This is a genomic window from Streptosporangium album (assembly GCF_014203795.1).
In the GTDB taxonomy this organism is placed as follows: Bacteria; Actinomycetota; Actinomycetes; order Streptosporangiales; family Streptosporangiaceae; genus Streptosporangium; species Streptosporangium album.
On the sequence record NZ_JACHJU010000001.1, the window covers coordinates 1,109,773 to 1,135,815 of the forward strand.

General features: G+C 70.2%; 28 protein-coding genes. 12 read left to right on the top strand and 16 right to left on the bottom strand.

Annotation, left to right across the window (positions count from 1 at the left end; translation table 11 throughout):
• The first annotated feature begins 93 nt into the window (after positions 1-93).
• Both FHR32_RS05240 and FHR32_RS05245 read left to right on the top strand, forming a co-directional pair.
• On the top strand, positions 94-945 hold the full coding sequence (locus tag FHR32_RS05240) for an AAA family ATPase (protein ID WP_184753255.1): 852 nt from the start codon (positions 94-96) through the stop codon (positions 943-945).
• Positions 942-2,333 carry a vWA domain-containing protein gene (locus tag FHR32_RS05245; RefSeq protein WP_184753256.1) on the top strand — a complete coding sequence of 464 codons (1,392 nt, stop codon included), beginning with the start codon at positions 942-944 and terminating at the stop codon, positions 2,331-2,333. Before FHR32_RS05240 ends, FHR32_RS05245 begins: the two co-directional genes overlap by 4 nt.
• Before the next feature lie 103 nt (positions 2,334-2,436).
• Here the strand turns inward: FHR32_RS05245 and FHR32_RS05250 are convergent, their stop codons facing one another.
• Complete coding sequence (locus FHR32_RS05250) at positions 2,437-3,819, bottom strand: acyltransferase family protein (protein ID WP_246465987.1); 1,383 nt, start codon at positions 3,817-3,819, stop codon at positions 2,437-2,439.
• Between the two features lie 70 nt (positions 3,820-3,889).
• Positions 3,890-4,387, bottom strand: a complete 498-nt coding sequence (locus FHR32_RS05255) for a TetR/AcrR family transcriptional regulator (RefSeq protein WP_221465268.1) — start codon at positions 4,385-4,387, stop codon at positions 3,890-3,892.
• Between the two features lie 130 nt (positions 4,388-4,517).
• On the opposite strand from FHR32_RS05255, the gene FHR32_RS05260 reads away from it, so the two are divergent.
• The gene (locus FHR32_RS05260; RefSeq protein ID WP_184753257.1) at positions 4,518-5,345 is read left to right on the top strand and encodes an SDR family NAD(P)-dependent oxidoreductase; all 828 of its coding nucleotides are present in this window, start codon (positions 4,518-4,520) and stop codon (positions 5,343-5,345) included.
• 95 nt (positions 5,346-5,440) lie between these two features.
• Here the strand turns inward: FHR32_RS05260 and FHR32_RS05265 are convergent, their stop codons facing one another.
• On the bottom strand, positions 5,441-5,647 hold the full coding sequence (locus FHR32_RS05265; protein WP_184753258.1) for a DUF397 domain-containing protein: 207 nt from the start codon (positions 5,645-5,647) through the stop codon (positions 5,441-5,443).
• Positions 5,638-6,549, bottom strand: a complete 912-nt coding sequence (locus FHR32_RS05270; protein ID WP_184753259.1) for a helix-turn-helix domain-containing protein — start codon at positions 6,547-6,549, stop codon at positions 5,638-5,640. Before FHR32_RS05270 ends, FHR32_RS05265 begins: the two co-directional genes overlap by 10 nt.
• A 136-nt stretch (positions 6,550-6,685) precedes the next feature.
• On the opposite strand from FHR32_RS05270, the gene FHR32_RS05275 reads away from it, so the two are divergent.
• The 3 genes from FHR32_RS05275 to FHR32_RS05285 all read left to right on the top strand — a co-directional run bounded on the left by FHR32_RS05275 (position 6,686) and on the right by FHR32_RS05285 (position 8,419).
• Positions 6,686-7,033 (top strand): hypothetical protein, encoded by a 348-nt coding sequence (locus tag FHR32_RS05275; RefSeq protein WP_184753260.1) that lies wholly within the window; start codon positions 6,686-6,688, stop codon positions 7,031-7,033.
• A gap of 64 nt (positions 7,034-7,097) precedes the next feature.
• Complete coding sequence (locus FHR32_RS05280) at positions 7,098-7,268, top strand: ATP-binding protein (RefSeq protein WP_184753261.1); 171 nt, start codon at positions 7,098-7,100, stop codon at positions 7,266-7,268.
• Between the two features lie 350 nt (positions 7,269-7,618).
• Complete coding sequence (locus tag FHR32_RS05285) at positions 7,619-8,419, top strand: alpha/beta fold hydrolase (protein WP_281390834.1); 801 nt, start codon at positions 7,619-7,621, stop codon at positions 8,417-8,419.
• 116 nt (positions 8,420-8,535) lie between these two features.
• Here FHR32_RS05285 and FHR32_RS05290 read toward each other — a convergent pair whose 3' ends face one another.
• Positions 8,536-9,297: a nuclease-related domain-containing protein gene (locus FHR32_RS05290; protein WP_184753262.1), complete on the bottom strand. Its 762-nt coding sequence runs from the start codon at positions 9,295-9,297 to the stop codon at positions 8,536-8,538.
• A gap of 187 nt (positions 9,298-9,484) precedes the next feature.
• Between FHR32_RS05290 and FHR32_RS05295 the strand changes: the two genes are divergently transcribed.
• The gene (locus FHR32_RS05295) at positions 9,485-10,087 is read left to right on the top strand and encodes a TetR/AcrR family transcriptional regulator (protein ID WP_184753263.1); all 603 of its coding nucleotides are present in this window, start codon (positions 9,485-9,487) and stop codon (positions 10,085-10,087) included.
• An 86-nt stretch (positions 10,088-10,173) separates the two neighbouring features.
• Here FHR32_RS05295 and FHR32_RS05300 read toward each other — a convergent pair whose 3' ends face one another.
• On the bottom strand, positions 10,174-11,130 hold the full coding sequence (locus tag FHR32_RS05300) for a helix-turn-helix transcriptional regulator (RefSeq protein WP_184753264.1): 957 nt from the start codon (positions 11,128-11,130) through the stop codon (positions 10,174-10,176).
• A gap of 118 nt (positions 11,131-11,248) precedes the next feature.
• Here FHR32_RS05300 and FHR32_RS05305 point away from each other — a divergent pair, with 118 nt between their 5' ends.
• Both FHR32_RS05305 and FHR32_RS05310 read left to right on the top strand, forming a co-directional pair.
• Positions 11,249-12,448, top strand: a complete 1,200-nt coding sequence (locus FHR32_RS05305) for a winged helix DNA-binding domain-containing protein (RefSeq protein ID WP_246465989.1) — start codon at positions 11,249-11,251, stop codon at positions 12,446-12,448.
• A 188-nt stretch (positions 12,449-12,636) separates the two neighbouring features.
• On the top strand, positions 12,637-14,079 hold the full coding sequence (locus FHR32_RS05310; RefSeq protein WP_184753265.1) for an MFS transporter: 1,443 nt from the start codon (positions 12,637-12,639) through the stop codon (positions 14,077-14,079).
• A 159-nt stretch (positions 14,080-14,238) separates the two neighbouring features.
• Here FHR32_RS05310 and FHR32_RS45750 read toward each other — a convergent pair whose 3' ends face one another.
• Entirely contained in the window at positions 14,239-14,484 is a 246-nt protein-coding gene (locus tag FHR32_RS45750) for an SDR family oxidoreductase (protein ID WP_281390835.1), read from the bottom strand.
• A 352-nt stretch (positions 14,485-14,836) separates the two neighbouring features.
• Between FHR32_RS45750 and FHR32_RS44060 the strand changes: the two genes are divergently transcribed.
• Positions 14,837-14,995 (top strand): hypothetical protein, encoded by a 159-nt coding sequence (locus tag FHR32_RS44060; protein WP_184753266.1) that lies wholly within the window; start codon positions 14,837-14,839, stop codon positions 14,993-14,995.
• Here FHR32_RS44060 and FHR32_RS05325 read toward each other — a convergent pair.
• The 3 genes from FHR32_RS05325 to FHR32_RS05335 all read right to left on the bottom strand — a co-directional run bounded on the left by FHR32_RS05325 (position 14,969) and on the right by FHR32_RS05335 (position 16,910).
• Positions 14,969-15,784: an HARBI1 family protein gene (locus FHR32_RS05325; protein ID WP_184756372.1), complete on the bottom strand. Its 816-nt coding sequence runs from the start codon at positions 15,782-15,784 to the stop codon at positions 14,969-14,971. The genes FHR32_RS44060 and FHR32_RS05325 overlap by 27 nt on opposite strands.
• A 116-nt stretch (positions 15,785-15,900) precedes the next feature.
• Complete coding sequence (locus FHR32_RS05330) at positions 15,901-16,494, bottom strand: hypothetical protein (protein ID WP_184753267.1); 594 nt, start codon at positions 16,492-16,494, stop codon at positions 15,901-15,903.
• Positions 16,495-16,538: 44 nt separating this feature from the next.
• The gene (locus tag FHR32_RS05335) at positions 16,539-16,910 is read right to left on the bottom strand and encodes a VOC family protein (protein WP_184753268.1); all 372 of its coding nucleotides are present in this window, start codon (positions 16,908-16,910) and stop codon (positions 16,539-16,541) included.
• 200 nt (positions 16,911-17,110) lie between these two features.
• Between FHR32_RS05335 and FHR32_RS05340 the strand changes: the two genes are divergently transcribed.
• Positions 17,111-17,707, top strand: coding sequence for a PadR family transcriptional regulator (locus FHR32_RS05340; protein ID WP_184753269.1), 597 nt, complete (start codon positions 17,111-17,113; stop codon positions 17,705-17,707).
• Positions 17,704-18,909: an FAD-dependent oxidoreductase gene (locus FHR32_RS05345; protein WP_184753270.1), complete on the top strand. Its 1,206-nt coding sequence runs from the start codon at positions 17,704-17,706 to the stop codon at positions 18,907-18,909. Before FHR32_RS05340 ends, FHR32_RS05345 begins: the two co-directional genes overlap by 4 nt.
• Before the next feature lie 49 nt (positions 18,910-18,958).
• Here FHR32_RS05345 and FHR32_RS05350 read toward each other — a convergent pair whose 3' ends face one another.
• The 6 genes from FHR32_RS05350 to FHR32_RS05375 all read right to left on the bottom strand — a co-directional run bounded on the left by FHR32_RS05350 (position 18,959) and on the right by FHR32_RS05375 (position 26,027).
• Positions 18,959-20,053 (bottom strand): acyl-CoA dehydrogenase family protein, encoded by a 1,095-nt coding sequence (locus tag FHR32_RS05350; RefSeq protein ID WP_184753271.1) that lies wholly within the window; start codon positions 20,051-20,053, stop codon positions 18,959-18,961.
• The gene (locus FHR32_RS05355) at positions 20,050-21,222 is read right to left on the bottom strand and encodes an acyl-CoA dehydrogenase family protein (RefSeq protein ID WP_312882030.1); all 1,173 of its coding nucleotides are present in this window, start codon (positions 21,220-21,222) and stop codon (positions 20,050-20,052) included. Before FHR32_RS05355 ends, FHR32_RS05350 begins: the two co-directional genes overlap by 4 nt.
• A gap of 260 nt (positions 21,223-21,482) precedes the next feature.
• Complete coding sequence (locus tag FHR32_RS05360; RefSeq protein WP_184753272.1) at positions 21,483-22,700, bottom strand: acyl-CoA dehydrogenase family protein; 1,218 nt, start codon at positions 22,698-22,700, stop codon at positions 21,483-21,485.
• Positions 22,701-22,820: 120 nt separating this feature from the next.
• Positions 22,821-23,660, bottom strand: coding sequence for an ATP-grasp domain-containing protein (locus FHR32_RS05365; RefSeq protein ID WP_184753273.1), 840 nt, complete (start codon positions 23,658-23,660; stop codon positions 22,821-22,823).
• Positions 23,661-23,856: 196 nt separating this feature from the next.
• The gene (locus tag FHR32_RS05370; protein ID WP_184753274.1) at positions 23,857-25,224 is read right to left on the bottom strand and encodes a hypothetical protein; all 1,368 of its coding nucleotides are present in this window, start codon (positions 25,222-25,224) and stop codon (positions 23,857-23,859) included.
• Positions 25,221-26,027 carry an ABC transporter ATP-binding protein gene (locus FHR32_RS05375; RefSeq protein ID WP_184753275.1) on the bottom strand — a complete coding sequence of 269 codons (807 nt, stop codon included), beginning with the start codon at positions 26,025-26,027 and terminating at the stop codon, positions 25,221-25,223. The genes FHR32_RS05370 and FHR32_RS05375 overlap by 4 nt, the downstream gene beginning before the upstream one ends.
• Between the last annotated feature and the right edge of the window lie 16 nt (positions 26,028-26,043).

Sequence of the window (26,043 nt, forward strand, 5' to 3'; positions counted from 1 at the left end):
CTTGAAGGATAGCGCACTTCGCCGGACGCTTCGAAATCAGCGGAGATCAGCGACTAAGGTAGAACAACATTCGGTCCTGTACTGGGAGTGCACATGTGGTTCGCCTCGCCCGCCGACGTCCGGGAGCGGCTCAGCGCCGTGGACTACCTCACGGACGACTCCATCGCGACCTCGGTCTTCCTGGCCGGCGCGCTCGGCAAGCCGCTGCTGGCCGAGGGGCCCGCGGGGGTGGGCAAGACCCAGCTCGCCAAGGCCGTGGCGGCGGCGACCGGGGCCCAACTCGTCCGGCTGCAGTGCTACGAGGGGCTCGACGAGGCCAGGGCGCTGTACGAGTGGAACTACAAGAAGCAGCTCCTGCGCATCCAGGCCGGCAACGGCGAGGACTGGGACGCCACCCACGACGACATCTTCACCGAGGAGTTCCTGCTGGAGCGGCCCCTGCTCCGGGCGATCCGGTCGCAGACGCCGACGGTCCTGCTGATCGACGAGACCGACAAGGCCGACGTGGAGGTGGAGGGCCTGCTCCTGGAGATCCTCTCCGACTACCAGGTCACCATCCCCGAGCTCGGCACGATCGCCGCCGTGCGCCGGCCGTACGTGGTGCTGACCTCCAACGCGACCCGCGAGCTGTCGGAGGCCCTGAAGCGGCGCTGCCTCTACCTGTATCTGGAGTATCCGGCGCCGGAACGCGAGCGCGACATCGTGCTGGCGCAGGTGCCCGCGATCGAGGCGGGCCTGGCCGAGCAGCTCGCCCGTACGGTCGCCACCCTGCGCGCCCTTGAGCTGAAGAAGTCCCCCTCGATCGCCGAGACCGTCGACTGGGCCCACACGCTGCTCGCGCTGGGCCGGACCGAGCTGGACGCGGAGACGGTCGGCGCCACCCTCGGCGTGGTGCTCAAGCACGCCGCCGACCAGACCCGCGCCCGCAAGGAGCTGGCGCTGTGAGTCTTCTTGACCGGCATGTCGGCTTCGTGCACGCGCTGCGCGAGGCCGGGCTGCCGGTGTCGCTGGCCGAGGGGCTGGACGCGGCGCGGGCGCTGCAGGTGATCGACCTGGCCGAGCGGGAGTCGCTGCGCGCCGCCTACGCCTCGACCCTGGTCAAGCGGCCCTCGCACCGGCCGGGTTTCGACACGCTCTTCGACCTGTGGTTCCCCGCCTCGACCACCGGACTTTCCGGCTCGCGCACGGAAGGCCCGGAAGGCCCGGGAGGCTCGGAAGGCGACCCGGACGCCCTGGACCTGGAGACCGCGGAGGTCCCACAGCTGCGGGACCGGCTGGCCGAGCTGCTGCTGGGCGCCGATGGGATGAACGAGTTCGCCCGCGCGATGGTGGAGCGGTTCGGCCGCCAGACCGCCGGGCCGGGGCGGCAGAACTGGTTCTCCTACTCGGTGCTGCGAGCGCTCTCCCCCGAGACGCTCATGGCCCGGCTGCTGGCGGAGGTGCTGGCCGGCCGGGAACGCGGCGGTCTGGCCGAGAAGGTCGCGCGGCAGCGGATCGGCGAGAACACCAGGCGCTTCGAGGACGCCGTCTCCACCGACGTGCGCCGCCGGATCGCCGAGGACTCCGGGATCGAGCGGATCGCGCGCTCCGCCGTACGGCCTCCACTGGAACAGCTCGACTTCCTGCGGGTGACGAAGGCCGACCTGGCCAGGCTGCGCCGGGAGGTCCACCCGCTCGCCCGCCGCCTGGCCACCCGGCTGACCGTCAAGCACCGGCTCGGCCACCGGGGCCGCCTGGACTTCCGCCGGACCGTGCGGGCCTCGCTGTCCAGCGGCGGCGTGCCGCTGACCGTCTTCAACAAGCCGCGCCGCCCGCACCGGCCCGAGCTGGTCATCCTCTGCGACACCAGCGACTCGGTCGCCTCCTTCGCCCACTTCACGCTGCTGCTGACCTACGCGCTGCGCGAGCAGTTCGCCAAGGTCCGCGCGTTCGGCTTCGTGGACACCGTGGACGAGATCACCCGGTTCTTCGTCCCCGGCGCCGACGTGGCCGAGGCCATGACCCGGCTGGCCGCCGAGGCCGACATGGTGCGCTTCGGCCGGACCAACTACGGCAACGCGTTCGAGAGGTTCGCCGAGCGGTACGGCGACGCCGTCGGGCCGAAGACGTCCCTGCTGATCCTGGGCGACGCGCGCTCCAACTACCAGCGGCCCGCGCTGGAGACGCTGCGACGGCTGAGTGAGGAGGCCCGGCACGTCTACTGGCTCAACCCGGAGCCGATGAGTCAGTGGGACACCGGCGACTCGCTGGCCACGGCCTACGGCGAGGTCGTCCCGATGCACGAATGCCGCAACGTCGTCCAGCTCGCGGCCTTCGTCGAGGAACTCGCCTGACGATTCACGGTGATCGACGCCTTCTTGCCGAACGGCGGATGGGACGGTCGCCGCAGGTGTTCGCGGATCGGACCGCGGGCGGCTCCAGGATGTTCTGACCCGATCACTCCTGCGCCGGATGCGCATACCGCCAACGGACGAAAGCCAGTACGGCAACACCGCCGAAGTAGGCGACCAGCACCTTCACGGGCAGGCCCGCCGGTCCGTGGTAGCCCAGACCGGCCAGGGCGAGGGCCAGAAGCCCGGCGAGCACGGCACCGACCCCGGCGATCGTCAGCGCCGTGGGCAACACGCCCCTCACCACACTCATAGAATCGGCCCGCAACCTCGTACGCTGCTCGAAACGCCCGAACACGGCGACGAGAAGGGCGAGGATCAGCGCCAGGCAGGCGAGCCAGGGAACGCGCAGGAGCAACCAGAGTGCCGACCCGGGCGTGGCGTCGGGCATCACCGCCGTTCCGTAAAGCGCCAGGACACCGATCACGACGGCGGTCATGTGCCAGAGGAAGAGCGTCATGATCACCGAGTTGACCGCCACGACGACGGTCCACGGACCCAGCCGTTGCAGCCACCGGTTCCCCCGGTCACGCATCCACAAGGCGATTCCCGCCTGCGTGACGGCCAGAGCCAGGAGGGCCAGCGTGGGCGGGGAGGTGTTCTGTACTTTCTCCTCCCCGAACCCCACCATGCTGACCGGATAGGGGCCGACCACCGTGAGAAGCACGAGAGCGATGAACCCGACCGCCGCCATCGGCAGAGCCACGCTCCGGCGGGATGACAGGCGCCCGTCCTGCCAGGCGAAACCGAGTTGATGCACAGCCAGCCAGGCGAGCAGGAAGTTCGCCTGACCCACGTAGGGAACGGCCGGCACCAGACGGGCCAGGTCGCCCCCGCCGACCAGGGCCGCCAGGACAATCGGCACGGCCAGACCCGCACGACGGTGCAGGGCGTACATCGGCGGGGTGAGGACCATCACGGCGATGTAGGCGACCAGGAACCACAACGGAATCGAGGCCAGCCAGACCGCCGTGCCGATCAGAGTGGGCTCCGCACCCAGGGCCCCGGCCGTCAGGGCCGCCACCACCATGCCGCCCAGCAGCATCGTTGTCGGAAGCAGAAGCCGAGCGCTCCGGCCCAGCACCCAGCCCGTGGCGTTGCCGCGCCGCCTGAGATGGGAGGTGAAGGACGCGGCGTTCGCGAAGCCGCCGACCAGGAAGAACAGGGGCATCACCTGGAACAGCCACGTCAGCGGGCGGGTCCACGAGGCGACCTGGAGGATGCTCCCGCCCTGGAAGCCCTTGCCGTCGCGAGTCACATAGATCGCCAGCCAGTGCCCGACGACGACCGCCGTGATCGCGACGGCGCGCAGCAGGTCAACATAGCGCTCCCGCTGCGGTGGTGTTCGCTCAGCCAGCCGCCGCATCTGCCGCGCCATCCGCTGAGCGACCCGAACAGGGTACGCCGCCATGTCCCCGACGCTTGACATGATGAGAACATTCCTCCATCTCCGTCATATCAAGCGGCTTCCCATAGAGACGGCGAGTCCCCGCTGCGGATCAGCGTCGCGAGAAACAGCGGGGCGAAGAGCGTTTCCAGGGAAGGGTCAGCGGTCCGCGCCGAAGGCCCGCAGGAACGTGGCGACCGCCGCGCGGCTCACGATCCGCAGCTCTGCGTCGGGAACGCTCCGGGTGCCCAGCCTGGGACCGGTCGTCGCAACACCGCAGCAGCAGCCGGTAAGCCACGTTCTCAAGCTTGGCCCGCACATCGCCGTCGCCGTCATCGAGCAGTCGCTCCACCACGGCCAGGTTCTCGGCCATCACCTCGGCCGAGGCCGCCCCCATCGCGTGGCGGAAGAGCGTCTCCTTGTCACCGAGGTGGTTGTAGACGGTGTGCTTGGCGGCACCCGCCACCTCCGCGATCTCCTCCATGCACGCCCGGGCATAGCCCCGGTCGGCGAACACGGTGAACGCGGCGCTCAGGATCGCCTCCCGCTTGTCGATGCGCCCATGGGAGACCGCTCGTCCCGGCGTCGCCGAAGTCCTCACTCCGCTCATCCCGCCACCGTACCCGCTCGTATCCCTCACTGCACCAGCCAGTGCATTTGACTGCACTCGCTCGTTGCCAACGTACTGAGATGACCAATAAAATGCACCCGTCAGTTCAATTCTCTCAAGGAGGCGTCAGGTGAAGACTGTTGTGATCGCGGGTGGTACGGACGGAATCGGGAAGGCGCTCGCCGCCACCTGCCTGCGGCGAGGTGACACGGTCGTCGTCATCGGCCGCAGTGCGGGAAAGGGGCGGGCGTTCCTCGACGCCGCCCCGGAGATGGGCGCCGGAGAACGGGCCTTCTTCGTCCAAGCGGACCTGAGCCTGACGGCGGAGAGCGGAAGGGTCATCGAGGAGGTCACGGCCCGATTCCCGGTGGTGGACACGCTGGTGCTGTGCGCGCGGCACTACCGCACGGAACGCGTGGAGACGGTCGAGGGATTCGAGGAGAACTTCGCGCTGTTCTACCTGAGCCGCTATCTGCTCGGGCACGGTCTCGCCGCGTCGCTGGAGAAGGCGGACAACCCGGTCGTCGTGAACGTGGCCGGGCCCGGCGCGAGCCTGTCCGTGGTCAACTGGGACGACCTCGAACTCAGGCGCGACTACGACGGCGGCGCGGCACTCGGACAGGGAGGCAAGCTGAACGACCTGCTCGGCGTCGCCTTCGCCGAGAAGTACGGGGCGAGCGGCATCCGATACGTCCTGATCCACCCGGGCGTCACGGCGACCAGTTTCTCCGGTGTGTACGACGCGAGGGCGCTGGAGCACATCGAGGCGATGAAGAAGTACGCGAAGCCGGTGGAGGCGGCCCTTCCCCCGATCACCACCGCGATCGACGCGCCGCCCGCGCAACCGCTGAGCGCCTTCGTGGAGGGACGGCGGATCAGCGTGGAGAACGGATCCTTCGACAAGGGCGCGGCGAGGCGGCTCCAGGCCATCACCGAGAGACTCCTCCCGGCACGCTGACGGACCGCCCAGACCTCCCGCCGCGCTGTGCGGGCCCGGCTGTCAGGAATCTCGCCTGAGGGTGAAGGTCGGTCGGTACGGGTCCATCCCGATAATCAGGTCAGACGGTCGAAGTCTCCGGCCTTGACGCCGCCGGCGAAAGACCGCCACTCGGCGGGGGTGAAGAGCAGCTTGGGTCCGTCGGGGTCCTTGCTGTCACGGACCGCGACCGCACCGGGCACATTGGAAGCGACCTCGACACACTGCCCGCCGTTGTCCGAAGACCACGATGACTTCCGCCACACGGCAGCACTCAGGTCCATTCCCGTCTCGCTTCCTCGATCATTTTGAGGGACATGTGATCAGGGTAAGCCCATCGGCGTATCGCTTCATAGCGGTTCCATATCGAGGTCACATAGATAGGGTCAGTCGTAACCTGCCCCTGTACCGGGGAATCCGCGTGGATGATGCCTGGCTGCCCGTTCGGAAGCTCAGCGATCATAAAAGGCCCGGCCAGTCCAGACATGCACTCCGAATCGACGACCTGAATAGAGATGGCGGGCCGCTGAGCGACCTCCAGTAAGTAGCCGAGCTGTTCACGCATCACCTCCGGGCCATTGACCCGGCGGCGCAGGACGCCTTCGTCGATGAGGACCAGGAGCAGAGGAGGATTGTCCTTGTCGAGGATCTGGCCACGCCGCATGCGGGCCTGAACACGCTCTTCAACCTCATCAGGAGTAGCCCGGGGGCCATGGGCGAAAAGGTGGCGGGCGTAGGACTCCGTCTGCAGGAGACCGGGGACGAGCAGCGGGTCCCAGGAGCGCAGGACCAGGGCGGTGGGCTCGATCCCCTCGGCCCAGCTCGTGAACCAGGCCGGGCTGCCCGGACGGGCGATGAGGCGCCGGTGCAGCCCGGCGAAGAGCGTGCCGCCGCCCGCGCCGAAGAGCCGGTCCAGCCGCTCGGCGTCGGACTTCGACGGCGTCCGGGTGGCGGCCTCCAGACGGCTCACCTGGGTCTGCGTGCACCCCAGCCGGGAGGCCACGGCGGCCTGGGAGAGCTGGGCCTCCTCGCGCAGGCGGCGCATCTCGGCACCGAACCGCACCCGAGGGGAATCGGGACCGGAAAAGGCTCGACGCTCATCGCATTCCTCCCCAAAAGAGAAAAACGGACTTTCCACTCCGACGGCAATACCAGAGGCCGGTTTCGACAGACCGATGCCTGACATTACCTGCCATCCATCAGCCCACCGGTCCGGCCATTGTTCCACCTGCCGCAAGGGCAATCTAAGCACACGCCTTCTCTTTCCGGCAGGAAGGAAAAGAAAGCGGGAAGAGCCCCTTCGGACAGGAGAAGAACGAGTAATGCGCGATCAGGAAAACAGCCTTTCCCGTTCCGCCCGCATTCACCGGAAGCCCCCGAATCCCACGACCGCGGAGCAGCAGGAGCGGTTCATCCACCTGGTGCGGCTCGGCTGGGACCTGCGCACTCTCGGGGTGCGCACCTCGCTGGTCCTGCCGGTGACCGGGCAGCCCATCCTGGAGATCCACTCGACGGCCGGCACTCTGGCCCGGATCACGGTCATCCGGCGCTACTGCGGCTGGGTGTTCACCTGGCGGCCGTGGTGGGCGCGCCTGTGGCGGCGGGGCGAATGGGTGCTGGCCGAGGCCGACAACGCGGCCGACATCGTCATGGCCGAGGTGACCGCATGAGATCGCAGGAGCAGACCAGCCCCCACGACGACACCACCCCGGGGTCATCCGCTCCGGGCGCCACGTGGAGGTCACCGACGACGGCTCGGCCACCAGCAGCCCGGCCGTGCACGTGCCGGACGCCGATGCCAACGGCGGCCGGGGCCTGTGGCTGGTGGATCTGCTCGCCACCGCGTGGGGCTCCCGCCACGACGACGAGGCAGGCAGGTCGGTCTGGTTCCAGGTGGCGGGGTGACCTCCGCCGACCGGGTGACCCTGATCGGGCACTCGTTGGGGCGTCCGGACACTCCGAAGGCGCTGGGTTAACCAGTCGCTACTTCAGAACCCACAGTTCGTACTTGGGCTTGCCATCCCATCCACTCGCGTAATAGCGGCAGTCATAAGAGCCTCTACCCCCACGGGCGCTCCCTGGTTGTGAACCATCGCCCGCGAGAAGATTCACGCACGACGGCACGCGGCCCGGGACGCCTTCGACGGCGGGTTCGGCCAGGCCACCCTCGTCGCCGCAGGTCTGGCGATCGCCACCGCGGCGCTGACCGCGCTCGCCCTGCGCGAGCCGTACCGAAACACACGGAAGGACGGACAATGATGGCCGTTGAAACCTTGACGCGCGTGCGCGGCCTACGCCTGGCCTCGGTCGACTTCGGCGGTGAAGGCAGGCCGGTGCTGGCGCTGCACGGCCACTTCGGCCGTGCCAGGGCGTTCGCGCCGCTGGCCGCCGCCCTCGCACCCGAGTACCGGCTGATCGCGCTGGAGCAGCGCGGTCACGGTCACAGCGACCGTGGGGACGGCGACTTCAGCCAGGACGCCTACGTGGCCGACGCCGCGGAGTTCCTGCGCGGGCTCGGCCTCGGCCCGGTGATCGTACTCGGCCACTCGATGGGCGGCGTGACCGCCTTCCATCTGGCCGCACGGCACCCCGAGCTGGTCCGCGCGCTGGTCGTCGAGGAGGGCGGCGCGCTCAACCGGCAGCCGGAGGTGCCTCACCCGGTGCTCGACATACGCGACTGGCCGTGCCGGGCGGCCACGCTGGGCGAACTACGCCGCCAGATCGAGGCGCGCGGCATTCCCGACGCGAGCTACTTCCTGGAGAGCGCCGTGGAACACCCCGACGGCTGGGGGCTCCTGTTCGACTACACCGACATGATGGACTCCCAGCAGGCCCTGGTCGGCGACTGGTGGGCCGACTGGCTCGGCTCCACCTGCCCTGCCCTGTTCGTGCACGGCCTTGACAGCCTCATCCTGCCCACCACGATGGCCAGGCAGATGGCCGAACGCCGGCCGAACACCGTGCTTCGCGAGCTGCCCGGCTGCGGCCACTGGGCGCACGACGACGACCCCGCCGGATTCACCCGCGCCGTACGGGAATTCCTCGCGACCGTGTAGGGGCCGCCTCAGCCGGGCGGCATCGCCCCACAGCACCGCGTCGAGGCGTTCTTCGCCGGCGGTCGCGGCGGCCAGGCTGACGCCGCCTCGCCGTACGGCGCTGCGACGTGGGCCGGTCAGCCCATCCGGCGCAGCACCCGGGCGGCGGTCCGGGCGAGCAGTTCCACCTGCTGTCCGTCGAACTCCGCCCGGGGCCCCTGCGTGATCCAGCGGGCCACCAGGCGCGGCTTGAGCAGCGTGAGCCCCTCGGCGGTGACCGTCCGCCGGATCTTCCCGCCGTGTACGGCGAGCAGCGGTTCGATCGTGACGGGGATGCCGGACTCGCGGGAGAGCACCTGGGCCAGCGCGTCGGAGGCGTCGACGAGCGCCTTGGCCACCTTGGTGCCGTACTTCTCGCCGAGGAACAGCCGCTCGCCGTACCGGGCGATCTCGGTGTCGGGGTCCCACGCCTCGTTGTCGACGACCCAGATGCCGCCGGGGCCGATGACGAGATGGTCGATCGACGCCTGGCCGGGCACGGCGCGGCCGTCGAGGACCTGGTAGCCGCGCCTGCGGAGTTTGCGGCGGAGCAGCTTGCCGGTGATGGTCTCGCCGCGGCGCCTGCCCCGCCAGACCGCGGTGGCCTCGTAGGAGTGCCAGGCCCAGAACGCGTCGGCGGCGCCGACCAGCAAGCCGGCCAGGATCCCGATCACCGGGGGGCTGGGCAGCGCGAACCGGTAGGCGAGCACCAGGCCCGCCACCAGGCCCACTGCGGCCTTGACCATGCGCATCTTCCGGCGCTGGTCGGCGTCCTTGATCCAGAACTGCTCGTACATGACCTGGGGCGACAGGCCGTGAACCTGGTCGTCGGGCGTCACGTAGATTGATCCGCCGGGCACAGCGAACTCCCCAAGGGTCGGTGAGTGCAAGGAGACGGATCTGCGACGCTGAAGATCCCCAACTATGGAATACCCAAGTGGGGGCTCCAAGCATCCGAAGGTGACGCAACTAACACGCCTCGGATACCCGTCCATGGGTTAACCGACCAGTCGGTATGCTGTCCGCACCACATTTTGGGGGAGATCGATGACTCAGGACCAGGAGCCGGTACGGCAGCGCCTGCTCGCCGAGGCCACCCGCCTGTTCGCCGAGCGGGGCTTCGAGAGCACCTCGGTGCAGGAGATCGTGACGGCGGCCGGCGTCACCAAGGGCGCCATGTACCACTACTTCGACTCCAAGGACGACCTGCTCCACGAGATCTACGGGCGGGTGCTGCGCATGCAGATGGAGCGGCTCACCCACTTCGCCGACGGTCCCGGCCCGCTGGCCGAACGCCTGCACGCCGCCGCCGCCGACGTCGTGCGGACCACGGTGGAGAACCTGGACGACTCCAAGATCTTCTTCCGCTCCATGCACTCGCTCGCCCCCGACACCTACAAGAGCGTCCGAGCCGAGCGCCGCCGCTACCACGAGTGCTTCCGCGACCTCGTCACCGAGGGCCAGCGCGCGGGCACCTTCAGGGACGACACCCCCGCCGAGATCGTCGTCGACTTCTTCTTCGGCTCGGTCCACCACCTGGGCACCTGGTACAGCGCGGAGGGCCCGCTCTCGGGCGCCGAGGTCGGCGAGCACTTCGCCGACCTGCTGCTCACCTCACTGCGACCGGATCGGCCGGCACTCCCCGGGTGACCCTCCGCCCCACCTCGGCCCAGGCCCCGGCGCGCTCGCCATCCGGATCGTCGACACCCTGATGTACGGCGTGGCGGCCCGACGAGTCACCCGCCGGCGGCGCGGGTGAAGCGGGCGCCCCACTCTCGGACGTGCTCGGCGAACTCGGGCGGGCCGAGCACCTCGAACCCCACGCCGATGCCGCCCAGGGCCTGCGCCGGCCAGTCGAGCACATCGGTGGCCATCCGTACCCGGCATCGCCGGTCGTCGACCTCCTCGACCGTCCCCCACCGGCCGACCATGGAACGGACCGTCGCCGCGGGCGCGTGCACCAGCGCCTCGACGGTGTAGGCCGGGGAGACGTTGTCGTTCCCGGCCCGGACGAACGCCGCGGCGTCGGTGGCGGGCAGTTCGCGCGGCCGGAACCGCTCCCCGGTGCTGCGCGGATCGTCGAGCCGGTCGAGCCGGAAGCTGCGCCAGTCGTGGCGGACCAGGTCGTAGGCGACCAGATACCAGCGGCGCCCGAGCGAGACCAGCCGGTGGGGCTCGACATGGCGCGCCGTCTGCGCGCCGTCTCGCGCCGTATAGGAGAACCGCAGCCGCTCCTCGTCCCGGCAGGCCTGGGCGACGGCCGTCAGAGCCTCCGCGCCGACGGTCGGGCCGGGGCCCGAGGGGGCGGGCACCGTCACCGCGCGCAGCGCGTCGACCCGCCGGCGCAGCCTCGGCGGCATGACCTGCACGACCTTGGTGAGCGCGCTGATCGAGAACTCCTCGATCCCGGCGACCGCCCCCTGCGCGGCGGTCTGCAGCCCGATGGCGAGTGCGACCGCCTCGTCGTCGTCGAGCACCAGCGGGGGAAGCACGGCACCGGCGGCGAGCTGGTAGCCGCCGTCGACGCCCCGGTGGGCCTCCACCGGGTAACCCAGCTCGCGCAGCCGGTCGACGTCGCGGCGCAGGGTGCGGACCGACACCTCAAGCCGGTCGGCCAGCTCGCCGCCCGGCCAGTAGCGGTGGGTCTGCAGCAGGGAGAGCAGCCGCAGCGTCCGTGAACTCGTGTTCGCCATGTCCTCACGATCCCCGCTATTCAGGACAGAAACTGACCTTTGTCGAGCCTAACGTGGTTCTCACGGCCGGGTCGAGGGTCCGATCGCGGACCATCGGCCGACCGACAAGAGGAGAAACATGACCGCCGACACGGGAACGAGCGCCCGGCGCGCCCCCGGCGACGCGGTCGCCCCCACCGCCCACCGGCGGCGCCCCCACCACCCCCCGAGGAGATCCGAGATGACCGGCACGCCGGCGCTCTCCCAGCGCGTCCTCAACCGGACGCTGCTCGAACGTCAGCTGCTGACGCGCCGTACCTCCCGCTCCGCCCTCGACGTCATCGGACACCTCGTCGCGATGCAGGGGCAGGAGCCCAACTGGCCGTACCTGGGGCTCTGGACCCGGCTGGACGGCTTCCGGCACGAGGATCTGACGGAGCTGCTCCAGGACCGGAGCGTGGTGCGCTCCACGATGGTGCGCCGCACACAGCACCTGGCCCGTGCCGACGACTTCCGCTGGCTGCGGCCGACGATCCAGCCCCTCCTCGACCGCGGCGCGCGCGCCTCCTACTACGCCGAGGAGACCGCGGGGCTGGACCTGAGCGAGCTCGCCGAAGCCGGACGGGAACTGCTGGCCGACCGGACCCTTCCCCGGCGGGAGTTCAACCGGATGCTCGCGGAACGCTACCCGGGCCGCGACGGCCGCGTGCTCGGCGCGGCGGTGGAGCTCCAGGTGCCGGTGGCGCACGGACCGCAGGCCGGTGTGTGGGGCGGCTGGGGCACCCGCTCGGGGATCCCGGTCACCGTCGCGGAAACATGGATCGGCCGTCCCCTGACGGAGGCGCGGGTCGACACGCTGATCCACCGTTACCTGGCGGCGTTCGGCCCGGCCACCGTCATGGACGTCCAGGCCTGGTCCGGGCTGACCCGGCTGCGCGAGGTGGTCGACGGCATGCGGTCACGGCTGCGGGTCCTCCGCGACGGGCAGGGCAGAGAGCTCTTCGACCTCCCCGACGCGTCCCTCGCCGAGGCGGACGCGCCCGTGCCGGTGCGGTTCATACCCGCCTACGACAACCTGCTCCTGGGGCACGCCGACCGGACCCGCGTGATCAGCGAGGAGGACCGGAAGCGGGTGATGCCCGGCAGAGCACTGGTGCTCCCCACCTTCCTCGTCGACGGCCTCGTCCACGGGACCTGGTCGGTGAAGGGCTCGACGCTGCTCATCTCGTCCTTCCGGCCGCTGTCGCGGGCGGACGGCGAGGCGGTGCTGGAGGAGGCCGGGCGCCTGCTCGCCTTCGTCGCCCCGGACGCCGCCCGGCGCGAAGTCGTGTTCACCTGAGCACGGCCGGCGCCGGTCTCCCTCTTCCGGCCGGAGAGACGATCCACATTGCGGAATAAAGCATTCCGTTCTGATATTATGGAACAGATCGAACCGTTCCGCCAAAGAACCCCTCAACGCACCCACGATCGCGGGAGCACCGCTCCCCCGTGGCGCCACGTCCCCGAACGACATGCTCTGGAGGAGCGATGACGACCCTCGACACCCGCCCGGCGGAAGCATCCGGACACGCCGGGGCCGCGCCGTACAAGTGGCGCTGGCCCGCGCTCTTCGTGATCCTCGCCGGTTCCGTGATGGAGCTCCTCGACGCCACCGTCACCAGCATCGCCGGCCCGACCATGCAGGCCGACCTCGGCGGCGGGACCTCGATGATCCAGTGGCTCGGCGTGGCCTACACGCTGGCCATGACAGCCGGGCTGCTCACCGGCGGGCGGCTGGGTGACATCGTCGGCCGCAAGCGGATGTTCCTCATCGGCGCGACCGGCTTCGTGGTCGGCTCGCTGCTCTGCGCCGTCGCCGTCTCGCCGGAGACCGTGATCGCCGCCCGGGTGGTCCAGGGCCTGTTCGGGGCCGCGATGGTCCCGCAGGGGCTCGGCATGATGAAGGAGATGTTCCCGCCCAAGGAGCTGCAGTCGGCCTTCGCGGCGTTCGGCCCGATCATGGGACTGTCCGCGATCGGCGGGCCGATCCTGGCGGGCTGGCTGGTCGACGCCGACTTCTTCGGCACCGGCTGGCGCATGATCTTCCTGATCAACCTGCCGCTCGGCCTGGTCACGGTGGCGGCCGCGATGAGGTTCCTGCCCGCCACCCGCCGGTCCGGGGCGGTCAGGCTCGACCTGCCCGGCGCGCTGCTGGCCTCCCTCGGCTCGCTGCTGATCGTCTTCCCGCTGGTCCAGGGCCGCGAGCACGGCTGGCCCGCCTGGACGTTCGTGATGATGGCCGCTTCGGTGGCGGTGTTCGCCTTCTTCGGCTGGTACGAGTCGCGCAGGAGCCGCCGGGGCGGCGACCCGCTGATCGCGCCGAGCCTGTTCCGCAAGCGCGCGTTCATCGGCGGGATGTTCGTCGGCACGATCTACTTCTCCGCGTTCACCGGGTTCGGCCTGGTCTTCAACCTCTACACCCAGCTCGGCCTCGGCTACACCCCGCTGAAGGCCGGTCTGGCCGGTGTCCCGCTCTCCGCGGGCATGATCGTCGGAATGGGTGTCATGCAGGCGGTCAAGCGGCACGGCCGCAAGGTGCTGCTGGCGGGCGCCGTGATCATGGCGGCCGGCGTCGTCGCCCTCCTGCTGCTTCTCGGTCCCGAGACCGGCCCCTGGCGGCTCGCCCCCGCCCTGCTCGTCACCGGCCTGGGATCGGGCCTGGTCATGGGCCCGTACTTCCAGATCGCGCTGTCCGGCGTCGACCCGCACGAGACCGGCTCCGCCTCCGGCACGCTGACCGCGCTCCAGCAGCTCGGCGCGGCGCTCGGCGTGGCCCTGCTCGGCACCGTGTTCTTCGGCGCACTGGGCGGTGACCCCACCGTCGCGGCGCAGCACACCTTCTGGGTCGTCGCCGGCATGGTCGCGCTGACCTTCCTGACCGGCTTTCTCCTCCCCCGGTACGCCCGGGAGGACGCGGAGCCCGTGCGCTGACCTTCCCCCGGGGGTACGGCCGGCGCCCGGGTGCCGGCCGTACCCCCGGTCCGATCTCGCTCGGCGCCCACCCGGCGGGACGCACGGCGGTAAGGAAGACCGGGCTCCACTGCCTCCGACAGGCGACCACCGGCGGTGCGAGCGGGCTCGGCCGAGTGGTCAGACCTGGTTGAGGCCGCCGTCGACGAACAGCTCGGTGCCGGTGACGAAGCCACTCTGGTCGGAGGCGAGGAAGAGTGCGGCGGAGGCGGCCTCCTCGGGGCGCCCCGTCCGACCGAGGGGCACCTGGCCCGCGAGGTGGCCCTTGAGCTGCTCGGCCTGCTCCCGGTCGGCTTCACCCTCCAGACGGATGGGTGAATGTTCCTGACGCAGGCCAGCCGGAAAATGGCACCGACCGGCGAGCATCGCGCACTGGGGACAGCGAGATGGCAGGTCGGGTAAAGGGAACTGTCGCGTTCCCATTTCGCGGCGGTGCGGGTACGGCCGGCAGAGCACGGATCTGCTGCTACGCGCGCTGGCGCCGATCCGCTCGAATGCCGGCCCGGCTGCCGGCCGCATGGCCACCGGGCCTGCGACGGGCCGTGTTCCCGGCATGATCACAGAAGGGTTGCATGTCAGGGACTCCGTTAGTCGGGACTGGAAGGGCACCGGAATACTGTCACCTCCGTTTGTCCTCCTTGAGGAGTCTCTCGTGTACCCGGTAGCACCCCCCGTGCCCATGCGTCCGATCCACGGTTTAGCGAGGGTGGCCGTCGCGATGCTGGCCATCGACTCCCTTGTGGGAGTGATTGCGGCCGTTGTCAGCGCGCAGCGCGCTGCCCTCATTGACCGGATCATCGCCGACCCCGAGGCCGTCGACCCCACTGAGGTCGAAGCCAGTGAGTCATTGTCAGCAACCGGCGTTCACGCTGGGTGACAGCTGCTTGTGAGCTTGCTCCCGGTGGAAGAGGACGAGCGCCGCGGCGACGATACCGCCGATCTTCCAAGGGCACTTGCTGACGTTCCGCAGTGCCTTGAACCGCATCTTGAGCTGGGCGTTCGCTCGTTCGGCGAGGGCTCGGAGCGCACCGTGGACCTTGTTGTACTGGATCTGATCGTCGGTGAGTGTGCCACCCCGAGACCTCTTGTACGGCAGGCGAAACCCCATACCCGCATCGACGTAGCCGAGGTCGGCCAACGTGATCAGCCCGTCCTCGGCGGCCTTGGCCAGCGGGTCGAGGAGGCCGTGCAGGCGGGCACAGGTGAGATCGTGTTCACGGCCGGGCCGTACCTCAGAAGTCCACAGCGGGTCGCCGCCGGGGCTGGACAGGACCTGAATGTTGCCGCCGTGCTGCTTGTGTTTTCCACTCCACCACAGGTCGGCGCCGTTCGGGCCCAGGGCGCGGCAGCGGTCGGTTTCGATCAGCGTGCCATCCAGATGCAGGTGGGTGTAGCCGGCGGCCTTCGCCGCCGTGAGCGCCTCCTGTAGCGTCGGCGCCGGGGCCTTCAATACGGTGACCCCTTCTTCGACGTACCGATCACAGGTCGCGTGCGAGATGGCGTTATCGGCGGCCGGCCGGGCGATCCGAGCGCCGTCCACCAGCCAGCGGATGATCAGAACGGCCTGCTTGAACTCGCCCAGCGCCCGAGTGCCCGCGCGGGTGCGGCGCCGTACCCGCTCGGCGCGCAACAGCCCGGCCAGAAACAGCACAACCTCGCGCGGCATGTCCAACTCGGCTGTGTAGGTGATACTGGAGGTCACGTGAAGCCCTTGTGTGCGGTGCGGTGGATCCTTCGACAAGACCCACCCCTACCAGGGGCTTCACGCTTTTCTCTACTTGATCACTCCCACGCCCGCCGTGATCGGCTACACACGGTCATCGACCGTTGCTGACAACGTCTCAGTGGATCACGGCAGGATCCGGTGAGCGCGGCGAACGCGCTGACCGCCCGGTGGACGGCGATCTGCCCGCGGACCCGGCCGCCGATCAACTCCGGCTCGACGCCTGGGCAGCCGGACAGACCGGCGGGCTCATCCCCGCCCTGCCCGTCTCCGTGACCGACGAGACGCTCCTGGTCCTGGCCGGCGCGCTCACCGTCCGCACCACCTGGCTTCGCCCGTTCACCGACGGCGTCGACCTGGTCGAAATCGGACCGTGGGCTGGACGCGAGATCGCCGTGCTGCACCGCAGCACCCGGGTGCTCGGCCGAGCCCGGCTCGCCGAAACCCCGACCGGCCCGCTGACTGTGCTCCGCGTCATGGGCACGGGTGGAATAGACGTCCACCTCGTCCTCGGCGAGGAGCCCCGGAAAGCCGGCGAGGTCCTCACCGCGGGCATCGACGTACTGGCCGGGCGCTACCCCGCCGTGCAGGCCGACGCCCTCCCCTGGGGGAATCCGGGCCCCGGAATCACCGTGCACTCCGTCCGCGCCCATGAGCCCGACGACCTGCTGACCGTCACGGTGCCGTTGCGAGTGGCTCAGTCCTGTTGGAGTACGGACAGGACGTTGCCGGCGGGGTCCTTGAACCATGCGATGTACGGCCCGCCGCCCCGCCAGACGCCCTTCTCGTCCATCTCCATGCCGGCGTACCTCTCGAAGCGGACTCCGCGTGCCGCGAGCTCGTCCACCGCGGAGTCGATGTCGGCGACCGGGAAGTTGAGGATCGTGAAGGTCGCCGGTGCGTGGTCCCGCTTGGGATAGACCAGCGTGTCCCGGTCACCGGCGATGTGCAGCGTGAGCATCCCGTTCTTCTCGGACACCCGCAGGCCGAGCGTGTCGCCGTAGAACCGCCTGGCCGCCGGGATGTCGTCCACCGAGAATCCACTGAACGCCCTGGTGTGCTCGAACATGGTGCTCCCTCTGTCGGGTGTGTCCGGTAAATGATGCAACTCAATCTTGATTTGTTCTATCGGATGGCCGGAGTAGATCTCCAACTCCCGCGTCGGCCGTGGTCTCCAGGCCAGAGCCGGGCAGCGAGACAGTCCATGCAAATAGTTGACACTGACTAATCAGTCTCGGATAGTAGAACCTGTCTAGGGATTGAGGGGTTGTGGAGAAGCGACGCAAGGTGGCCAACCCGTTGGCGCTGGCGGTGCTGGCCGAGCTGCTGATGGAGCCGTTGCACCCCTATGAGATGGGACGGCGGCTCAAGGAGCACGGCAGGGATCGCAACATCAAGTACACCCGGGGTTCGCTCTACATGGTGGTGGAGCAGTTGGAGAAGGCCGGCTTCGTAACCGAGCACGATACGATCCGCGACACCCAGCGACCGGAGCGGACCCTCTACCGGCTCACCGACGAGGGCAGGGACGAGCTGTACGACTGGATGCGCGATCTCGTCGCCGACCCCCGGCACGAATACCCGCACTTCGGAGTCGCCCTGTCGTTACTGGCCGTGCTCCCACCGGAGGAGTCGGCGGGACTGCTCAACCGCCGGCTGGTGGCGTTGACCGACGAGCGCGACCGACTCCGTGCCGCGGTCCAGGCCGCCGCCGAAGCCGGTGTCCTGTGGGTGTTCCTGGTCGACGACGAGTATCGGATCGCGACGCTGGACACGGAACACCGCTTCGTCACGGGACTCATCGCATCGATCCAGCAGCCGGACTACGTCCGGGCATGGCAGGAGTTCTTCGGGAGGCAGATATGACACGTGTCAGGAAGGCGTTGGTCATCGGGGGTGGCATCGCCGGGCCGGCGGCCGCGATGGCGCTGCAGAAGGCCGGGATCGAGCCGGTGCTGTACGAGGCGCATCCGCAGAGCGCCGACGGCGCCGGGGTGTTCCTGACCCTGGCGTCCAACGGAGTGGACGCGTTGCAGACGATCGGTGCGGACCGGACGGCTCTGGCCGCGGGATTCCCCACCCCCGTCATCGCACTGCGTAGCACGACCGGCAAGAGCCTGGGTGAGACCCGCACCGGCCTGACCCCGCCGGACGGCACGACCAGCCGCACCGTCAAGCGCGCCGACCTTTACCGGGCACTCCACGAGGAGACCGCCTCGCGCGGCATCCGGATGGAGCACGGAAAACGTCTGGTCGCCGTCGAGGAGACCGGCGACGGCGTGCGGGCGATGTTCTCCGACGGCACCGAGGCGATCGGTGAGGTGCTGATCGGTGCGGACGGGGTCCACTCCACGGTCCGCACGCTCATCGATCCGGCAGCACCCGCACCCGTCTACTCCGGCCTGATCAGCCTCGGCGGCTACACCGGAGACGCCGCGGTGGACGACGCCCCGGGCAGCTACACCATGATCTTCGGCAAGCGCGCGTTCTTCGGGTTCGCCATCGCGCCCGGCGGCGAGGTGTGGTGGTTCGCCAACGTGCCCCGCTCCCGGGAACCCGCCCGTGGTGAGGTCGAGGCGATCAGCGGCCAGGAGTGGCAGCGCCGGCTGGTCGAGCTGTTCACCGAGGACGCCGGCCCCGCGGTCCGGCTCATCCAGGCCAGCGCCCACCAGGACATCATGAAAGCCACCGCGGTCCACTCCGTTCCGCACCTGCCGACCTGGCACACCGACCGCATCGTCGTCATCGGAGACGCCGCGCACGCCCCGACCCCCACTTCGGGGCAGGGCGCCTCCCTGTCGATCGAAGACGCCGTCGTGGTCGCCAAGTGCCTGCGCGACCTACCCGGCCCGCAGGCGCTCGCGCGCTTCGAGGCACTTCGCCGGCCCAGAGCCGAACGCATCGTCAAACAGGCCGCCAGGATCAACAGCGGCAAAGTCGCCGGACCCGTCGGCCGGTTGTTCAGGGACGCGATGCTCCCTCTCATCCTCAAGATGGTCGCCGACAGCAAGCAGGCGCGGCAGGTCTACGACCATCACATCGACTGGGACGACGCCACCAGGTCTTAACCCCGGGCCACCTCCCAGGGTGCCGATAGGGGTTCCGCGTGCATCCGGGTCAGGCGGGGGCGGGCAGGTCCGCGAGGACGGCCAGGGCGTCCCGGTGGGCGCCGGGGGTGCCGAGTGCGATCTCGGTGGACTTCGCGCGCTTGAGATACAGGTGAAGCGGGTGCTCCCAGGTCATCCCGGTCCCGCCGTGGAGCTGCACAGCCTCCTCGGCGACGTGCAGCGCCACCTCCGAACACCAGGACTCCGCCACCGCCGACGCCGCCTCGATCTCCAGCGCGGTCTCCGCGTCCGGAGCCGGACCGGCCGCCAGCAGGTCGGCGGCGTTCCTGGCCGCCGCGCGGGCGCGCACCACGTCCAGCCAGAGGTCGGCCATCCGGTGTTTGATCGCCTGGAAGGAGCCGACCGGCCGGGCGAACTGGTGGCGCCCCTTGATGTAGGCGAGCGTCGTGTCCAGGCACCACTCGGCGACCCCGAGCTGCTCGGAGGCGAGCAGCCCCGCGCCGAAGGACAGCACCTTCCGCACGTCGAGGCTGCCGATCACCTCTCCGGGGGTGTCGGAGAACGTGACGGTGGCGACCGGCCGGGTCAGGTCCAGCGACGGCACGACCTCGATCCGGACGTTCTCCGCCGCCACCCGGTAGAGCTCCGTCCCGACGGGGACGAGCAGCACGTCGGCCACGTCCGCGCCCGCCACCGCCCTGACCTCACCGCTCAGCGTCCCCCGGTCCGTGACCGTGACGGTCTCCGGCAGCGGCCGGTACGGCGAGGCCGCCAGCGAGACGGCCAGCGCCGCCGTGGTCTCACCGGAGGCGAGCTCCCGGAGGAGATCCTTCTCGCCGGCCTGGAGCAGAGCCCGTGTCGCGAGGACCGAGCTGGTGAGGAACGGCACCGGCGCCACCGCCCGGCCGAGCTCCTCCAGCACCACCGCGACCTCGCGCGCCGACGCCCCCGCCCCGCCATACTCCTCGGGCACGAGCAGGCCCGCCACCCCGATCTCCCGCGACAGCGTCCTCCACAGGTCCATGTCGTACGGCGAGGCGGACTCGATCCGCTTCAGCACGGCGTCGGGCCCGCAACGGTCGGCGAGCAGGTCCCGCACGGAGGCCCGGAGCTCCTCCTCGACCTCGGTATACAGGAGCGTCATCGGGGCAGGTCCTTCCAGGGCACGTCCTTGTCGACGCGGGGTTCGGATGGCAGACCGAGGACGCGCTCGGCGACGATGTTGCGCAGGATCTCCGAGGTGCCGCCCTCGATCGAGTTCCCCTTGGCCCGCAGGTAGCGGTATCCGGGACCACGGCCGAAGAAGTCGACGCTGTCGGAGCGGCGGAAGGTCCAGTCGTCGTAGCCGAGTCCCTCCTCGCCGCGCAGCTCCACGTCCAGCCCGGACAGCGCCTGGTTGAGCGAGGCGAAGGAGAGCTTCATGCCCGAGCCCTCCGGTCCCGGCTGGCCGGCCGAGAGCTGCTCGCGCAGCCGGGAGCCGGCCAGCCGCGTCACCTCGGCCTCCACCCAGAGCCGGAGCAGCCGCTGGTGCAGGTCGTGGGTGCGCAGCTCGGGGCGGGACCGCCAGGTGTCGGCGACCAGGCCGATCATGCCGCCGCCCCGCCGTACCGGTGCGCCGCCGATCGCCACCCGCTCGTTCATGAGCGTGGTCTGCGCGACCCGCCACCCGTCGCCCACCTCGCCGAGCCGCAGGTCGTCGCCGAGCCGTACTCCGGTGAGGAAGACCTCGTTGAACTCGGCCTCGCCGGTGATCTGCCGCAGCGGTCTGACATCGACGCCGGGGGCGTGCATGTCGCACACGAAGTAGGTGAGCCCCCGGTGCTTGGGCACGTCCACGTCGGTCCGGGCGACGAGGATCGCCCAGCGGGCGTGGTGGGCGCCGGAGGTCCACACCTTCTGCCCGTCGACGACCCACTCGTCACCGTCCCGGACCGCCCGGGTGCCGAGGGTCGCCAGGTCCGATCCGGCGCCGGGCTCGCTGAAGAGCTGGCACCAGATCTCCTCCCCCGTCCACAGCGGGCGCAGGAACCGTTTCTTCTGCTCCTCGGTGCCGAATGTCAGGATCGTCGGCGCGGCCATGCCCAGCCCGATCGCCTGCACCCCGGTGTCGGGCTGCGGGGTCCCGGCGAGCTCCCGCTCCACCACGTTCTGCAGCTCCCGGGGGGCGCCGAGCCCGCCGAGCCCCTCGGGGAAGTGCACCCAGGCCAGGCCCACGTCGAACCGGGCCCGCAGGAACTCCAGCCGGTCGGCCGGGTCGTACCCGGCCAGGAGCGCGGCGGCGCACTCCCTGATCGTCTCTTCGTCCAACGCCACGAACACTCCTTTATAGGGATCCCGGGGCAGAGACCCGCGGCTTCAGCCATAGGCAGGACATGCCTACCTGCGTTCGGTTATGGTCGTGCACGGGCTTGCGATAACCAAGCGGGCCTTGCACGGTCGTAAGGTTCTCGCCGCCGGGCTGGCGGAGAGGTGAAACGCCTGCGGAGCTGATGTAAGACACGGCACTCGTTCCGGGTGTCTGCGATCGGCCGTGAAACAGGAATTCCAGCTTGTGAAGGCTGGAATCCCCCGGCTCAGTCCGGGGGAGATGTCAAGTGCTTCTTGAGCTCGCGGTAGGCCAGCGAGCGCTTGTGCACCTCGTCGGGTCCGTCGGCGAGCCGCAGGGACCGCGCGCCCGCCCAGAGGCCGGCCAGCGGGAAGTCCTGGCTGACGCCTCCGGCGCCGTGGGCCTGGATGGCCTTGTCCAGGATCCACTCCACGTCGCGCGGAGTGGCGATCTTGATGGCCTGGATCTCGGTGTGGGCGCCGCGGTTGCCGACGGTGTCCATCAGCCAGGCGGTCTTCAGCACCAGCAGGCGGAGCTGCTCGATCTTCACCCGCGACTCGGCGATCCAGTCCTGGACGACCCCCTGCTGGGCGATCGGCCTGCCGAACGCGGTCCGCGACAGGGTGCGCGCGCACATCAGCTCGACGGCCCGTTCGGCCATGCCGATCAGCCGCATGCAGTGGTGGATGCGGCCGGGGCCGAGGCGCGCCTGGGCGATCGCGAAGCCGCCGCCCTCCTCGCCGATCAGGTTGTCCACCGGGACCCTGACGTCGTCGAACGCGATCTCGGCATGGCCGCCGTGGTCGGCGTCGGAGTAGCCGAACACGTGCATGCCGCGCCGGACGTCCAGGCCGGGCGTGTCGCGCGGCACCAGGACCATGGACTGCTGCCGGTGCGAGGACGCCTCCGGGTCGGTCTTGCCCATCACGATGAGGATCCGGCAGTTGGGGTTCATCGCCCCGGAGGCGAACCACTTGCGGCCGTTGATCACGTATTCGGAGCCGTCCCGGACGATCGACAGCGCGATGTTCGTGGCGTCCGACGAGGCGGAGTCCGGCTCGGTCATCGCGAACGCCGACCGGATCTCCCCGCGCAGCAGCGGCTCCAGCCACTCCTCGCGCTGCCACTCGTTGCCGAACATGGACAGCACTTCCATGTTGCCGGTGTCCGGGGCGGCGCAGTTGGTCGCGGTGGGGGCGATCCTCGGGGAACGGCCCATGATCTCGGCGAGTGGGGCGTACTGCAGGTTGGTCAGCCCCGCGCCGTGCCCGCCGGGCAGGAACAGGTTCCACAGCCCCCGCTTGCGCGCCTCCTGCTTGAGATCCTCCATCAGCGGGGGGCTGGCCCACCCGCTCTCGGCCGCCTGGGCCTCGAAGGCCTCCTCCGCCGGGTAGACGCACTCGTCCATGAAGTCGAGCAGTTGCCCGCGCAGCTTCTCGGTCGTGGCGTCGAACGCGAAATCCATGGGTTCTCCTCACGGTCTCCCAGGAGCGTACCGACCGGACGGTATGAGTGTCGACACGTCCCCTGAACCTGACGTCGTGACACCCGTGTCCTCCGCGACCCCGGAGGACGTCCGCGAGAGTCAGGAGGCGGGCGCCGCACCGAGCAGGCCGTACAGGGACGTCTTCATGTTCGCGACGAAGGCGTCACGGGTCTCGGGGGCGACGAGGTCCAGGGACAGATACGGGTTGAGGTCCTCCAACTCGACCAGGAGGAGTTCGCCGTCCGGGGTGCGGCAGGCGTCCACGCGCTGGATACCGTGTTCGATGTCGTTCCAGTCGACGAAACGCTGCGCGAAGACCAGGTCCGGCGCGGTGGCCTCGTACGGTTCCAGGTCCCATCGCCGGTCGGGCCGGGGTGCGTGCAGGGCGTACTGGAAGACGCGGTCGATGAAGTAGAACGAGACCTCGTACCGGAAGCGGACGCGCGGCTGGACGAGGACGTCGTCGTAGGTCAGGTCCCCCAGCCGGTCCCGGGGGACGAATTCCAGGCCGATGGAGTCCGCGCCGAGCTTGGGCTTGACCACGTACTCGTCCGACTCGGGCAGGCGGCCGACGTCCCGGGGACGGTCGATGGTCGGGATGACCGGATACCCCGCGGCGCTCAGGTCCAGGAGGTACTGCTTGCCGACCATGTCGGCCTTGCCCGTCAGCTGGCTGTAGACGCGCACGCCGCCGCTGAGCGCCCGGTCGCGGAAGTCGTCGTACGTCGCCTGGTAGTTCAGCACGGGCCCGCTGTTGCGGACCACGACCGCGTCGAAGGCGCCCATCAGCGCGACCGCGTCCAGCGGATGACACAGGGCGACGTCGAACTCCTCGCGCAGCCGCGAGGTCAGGAAGATGTCCTCGTCGCAGTACCGGCGCCCTCGGGCTTGGTAGGCCAGGTCGCTGACGTACAGGAGTCGGGGCTGGGCGGTCGGCATGTCTCTCCTGGAAGGTCGAGTGCTCGCCAAACTACCGACCCCCGGCACGGACCGCGCGGCGGCCCCCGGTCCGCCGGGGTGCGGCACCGGTGACCTCGTGGAGCCGACTGACGCGTGTTCGACATCGACGCGCCGATCCGAGCGGAGGCCCCACGGGCGGGCACCCCTCACGAGCGCGCGTACGGCGCCGGCCACCTCATCGGGACCCGCCGCCGGTCAGCACGTCCAGCAGGTCACCGTCGCAGGACAGCGCGGCCTTCCGCATCGCCGCGACCCGCGCGCGCTGCTCGCCCGCCGGCGCCGCGCGCAGCGCGCGCCAGGCCGAGCCGGCCATCGCCTCGACCTCACCGTCCGGCGAGTAGGTGTCACGCAGGGGCTTGAGATCCCCGATGAGCCAGGCCGCGGCCACGGTCCGCGCGGCCTGCAGACGGGCGAACCCGTCAACGGCTTCTCTGTCCCCAGAGAAACACAGCGGTGTCCCGGCACCGGCGACCAGGCTGCGGGTGAGCTCCTCCCCCGTCGCGCCGCTGATGGCCGGATCGTCGAAGTCGACGAACACGACACCGGCGCGCTGCGGACTCGTCTCGTCCGGCTGCCACATGCGGGTGGTCTCGCGGACCGAGGCCGGCGGATCCGGCAGCTTTCCCAGCAGCCGCAACGCTTCGCGGGCCGGACCGGCGAGTACGGCGAGCCGCGGCTCGTGTATTTGCATGACGCAGACCTGACCGGCGCACACCGGTACCGCCGCCGCCTCGTTCACGACATAGGTTTGCTCCCGATCCGGCGGCAGGAGCGGCAGCGCCACAGCCACCCCCAGCACCGCCGGCAGCAGCGCGAGCAGCCGCGCACGCGCTCCCGCGGCCACCAGCAGCAGGAACCCCGTGGCGGCGAGGCCGGCCAGCCAGACACCCTGCCCGAGGTTGACCCGGCCCGCGATGACGAGGGAAACGTCGCGCACGCCGGTCAACGCCGGCGAGAGCAGCGTGATCCGGTCCGGCGTCCCACCGTCCATGGCCGCCTCTCCGTCCAGGAACACCAGGGCCATGAGCGCCGCCGCGGCGAGCGCCGGCGGGGTGAGCACGGACGGGAGTGCCCTGCCGACCCCCATGCCCAGCCAGGCGCCGGCGACGAGCGCCAGCACCCCGACCACCGGGATCGGCAGCCAGGAGAGGTGGAAGTATCCGCCGGCGGCGACCACCTGGACGCCACCGACGAGGAACAGCAGCAGGTAGGCGGCGGCCAGCAGGAGCGCCAGAGCGCCGGCGGTCCTCGCCGCGCGGTGCCAGGCGGGGCGGGGCGTGGTCGCGAACAGCTCCGACACCCCCGAACGACGGTCGCGCAGCCCCTGCAGCGCTCCGGCCCCCACCACCAGGGGCCACAGGAATGTCAGCAGGTAGCGCTCCCACTGAGCTGCGGACGTCCACTGCGCCGTCCACAGCTTGGTGCCGTTCCACCACGGCCCGCCGAGCAGATACAGGAAGGCCAGCGCGGCCACCAGGAAGAGTCCGCCCGCCCAGGGCGCGATCGACCGCCGGAGTTCGATCCGCAGGGTCCGCCCGTTCACCACGCGCCCCTCTCCGGCTGGTGGCGCGCGAGCAGTGCCGAGTAGCCGCGCTCGATCGGACTGTCCCCCGCGTGCTCCGGTCCGCCCGCTCTGACCAACTGGTCCGGCGTGCCCTGGAACACCAGCCCGCCGTCCGCGACGAGCACGACATCCGTGCAGGCGGCCGCGACGTCCTCGACGAGGTGTGTCGACACGACGACGCAGCTGTCGGCGCCGAGCTGCTGGAGCAGCTCGCGGAAGCGCAGCCGCTGCGCCGGGTCGAGCCCGACCGTCGGCTCGTCGAGCAGGAGGATCCGGGGATCGTTGACGATCGCCTGCGCGACCCCCGCACGCCGTACCATGCCGCCGGACAGCGTCTTCATCCGATGGTCGGCACGGTCCGCCAGGCCCACCCGCTCGACGGCGTGCTGCGCCGCCGCCGGGATGTCCTTTCCGGGCACCTCCCTGAGCCACGCCGTGTACTCGACGAACTCGCGGACCGTGAAGCGTCTGTAGTAGCCGAACTCCTGCGGCAGGTAGCCGATCCGGCGACGCAGTTCCCGCCGGTCGGCACCGTCTCCGGCGGGCGTGCCGAGCAGTTCGAGGGTCCCCCCCGCCGGCCGGAGAACCGTGGCCAGGGCACGGATGAGGGTCGTCTTCCCGGCACCGTTGGGCCCGAGCAGGCCGTGCACCCCGGCGCCGAGCGCCAGGTCCAGCCCGTCGACGGCCAGCTTGCGGCCCGCCCGCACCTTCAGCCCCTCAGCCCGGATCTCCCAGGCGTAGGCCGTCGGTGCGACTTCGGCCGCGCCTATCGCGCGTGTCATGTCAGATCCCTTCCAG